Raw genomic sequence first — 1,898 nt, 5'->3', positions numbered from 1 at the left:
GTACACCCATCTGTACGCGCTGACCTGCGGCGTTGTGGGTTGTGCCGAGCGTGCTGCCGGAGTCCCTTTCAGTGTCCCTGGGGTAGGAGCGGCCGCATGAAGGTGCGCTCGTACCGCAGGACGCACTCGGACTCGTCTCGAATCCGGTCAGCGGCGATGAAGTCCGAGTGGGTGCCGAACAAGGTGCGGTACTGCTCGTAGGCAGCCAGGCTGGGGAAGCTGAACAGGGATTCCGCACGGTCACTCACACCTTCCGCGGGTAGGTAGTACCCGTGGTGGGTGCCGCCGTGTTCGTCGACATGCCGCATCCAAGCGCGGGCGAACTGTTCAAAGGCTGCGATCTGGTCGGGGTCGATGGTGTAGTGGACGACACAGGTGATCACATCCACAACGCTAGGCCCACAGGCGCTCATTGGGGAGCCTTTGTCTGTGCGCCTCGTGGTGCAGCACACCAATCTGCCTGGTTTACCTGCGGAAATGCGTCAGTTCGCCAAGTTGGCGCCGAGTTCAACGGTGAGAACTCCGACGGCGATGAGGAGGATGCCGAGGGCCATGGTTCGGGTGAGGGGTTCGTGGAAGATGACCCGGGCGAGGATCGCGGTGAGAGCTACGCCGGATGCTGCCCAGATGCCGTAGGCGACGCCAAGGGCCATGCCGTCGGCCAAGGCGAGACTTAAGGCGACGAACGCCACGAGATACCCCGCGATGACGCCGATGAACCATTTCTTCACCCGGCCACCGTCGGAGGCTCGTAGCGACATGGTCGCGACGACTTCGGACAAGATGGCGCCTGCGAGGAAGATCCATCTCATGAGTTGACTCCTGCTTCCTGGGCTGCGGTTTGCTGAGCTTTCTGGGAGCCGAGTTCGACGGTGAGGACACCGCTGATGATCGCAACCATTCCAAGACCCATCACAGCGGTCAGAGGTTCACCGAAAATCGCGGCGGATAGCACGGCGGCGAGCACGACCCCGCTGGCTCCCCAGATGCCATAGGCGACGCCGATCTGCATTCCTTCGCGCAGGCAGAAGGTGAGGAAGACGAAAGTGCCGATGTATCCGGCAGCAACCACGATGTACCAGGATGGGTGATTGAGCGCCGCCTTGAGAGACAGCGTCGCCGCCACTTCGGTAGTGATGGCGCCAGCGAGCAGGAACCACTGCTTCATGGGGTTGTTCCTTCGATCAGGGAGCGAATGCTGGAGACGACGGCTTCGAGATCCGCGCCGTGGAGGGTGGACACACCTGTGGCCTGGGCGCCCCAGAGTCCGTCGGCGGCGAGTCGGGCGGTGGTCAGCCTGGCTCGGGTGGCGGCGTCGAGATCGTCCGGGAGTTCGAGCCAGCGGCCCATCCGCGTAGTCCACGGTTCGGTGAGTTCGGGCCGATACGTCGCTTGGCCCCAGATGATGAACTCGGCGCGCTTGGCGGCCCCGTGGGCGGCGACGTGAACGTAGCTCAGGAGCCGCTCGGTGGCGTTGGCGTTCTCGAGGGGCTTGCCAAGGGTGGCAGTCATGTCGTTCTCGACGTTGGCCGCAGCGTGGTCGACGATCGCGGCGAGCAGTACGTCGCGGTTGCGGAAGTGATATAGCAATCCCGGTTTGGTGAGCCCGGCCTCGTGGGCCACTGCGTCAAGGGTAATGTCGCCACCCTCCGCTGCGTTCATGACGCGGAGGGCAGCTTCCAGGATCTCGGAGCGCTGACTGGTTCGCATATAGCTAACTTTACCATTTGGTAGGTGAAGCCTTCAACTGCGGCCGCTGGTAGGGGCACCTGGGGTACACCCTATTGTTACGCCGGTGTGCGGCAGAATGTTTCCTGTAAAATAGGGCCGTTCCTAGCATTGTTTTACACGTGTCTAGCGGGGTCTAAGCCTTATGTTTACAGAAAGTGGTGAGTGTG

General features: G+C 62.3%; 4 protein-coding genes. All 4 read right to left on the bottom strand.

All coding sequences use genetic code 11. From position 1 onward, the window contains the following. Positions 1–68 precede the first annotated feature (68 nt). On the bottom strand, positions 69–383 hold the full coding sequence (locus HMPREF2896_RS04515; RefSeq protein WP_174232238.1) for an NIPSNAP family protein: 315 nt from the start codon (positions 381–383) through the stop codon (positions 69–71). A 99-nt stretch (positions 384–482) separates the two neighbouring features. Beyond that, entirely contained in the window at positions 483–812 is a 330-nt protein-coding gene (locus HMPREF2896_RS04510; RefSeq protein WP_003849969.1) for a DMT family transporter, read from the bottom strand. Further along, entirely contained in the window at positions 809–1,168 is a 360-nt protein-coding gene (locus tag HMPREF2896_RS04505) for a DMT family transporter (RefSeq protein ID WP_048733039.1), read from the bottom strand. The genes HMPREF2896_RS04510 and HMPREF2896_RS04505 overlap by 4 nt, the downstream gene beginning before the upstream one ends. Further along, positions 1,165–1,710 (bottom strand): TetR/AcrR family transcriptional regulator, encoded by a 546-nt coding sequence (locus tag HMPREF2896_RS04500; protein ID WP_034666346.1) that lies wholly within the window; start codon positions 1,708–1,710, stop codon positions 1,165–1,167. Before HMPREF2896_RS04500 ends, HMPREF2896_RS04505 begins: the two co-directional genes overlap by 4 nt. Between the last annotated feature and the right edge of the window lie 188 nt (positions 1,711–1,898).

It is taken from the genome of Corynebacterium sp. HMSC069E04 (genome assembly GCF_001813175.1).
GTDB lineage: Bacteria > Actinomycetota > Actinomycetes > Mycobacteriales > Mycobacteriaceae > Corynebacterium > Corynebacterium aurimucosum.
This window is presented reverse-complemented; position numbering and strand designations above follow the sequence as displayed.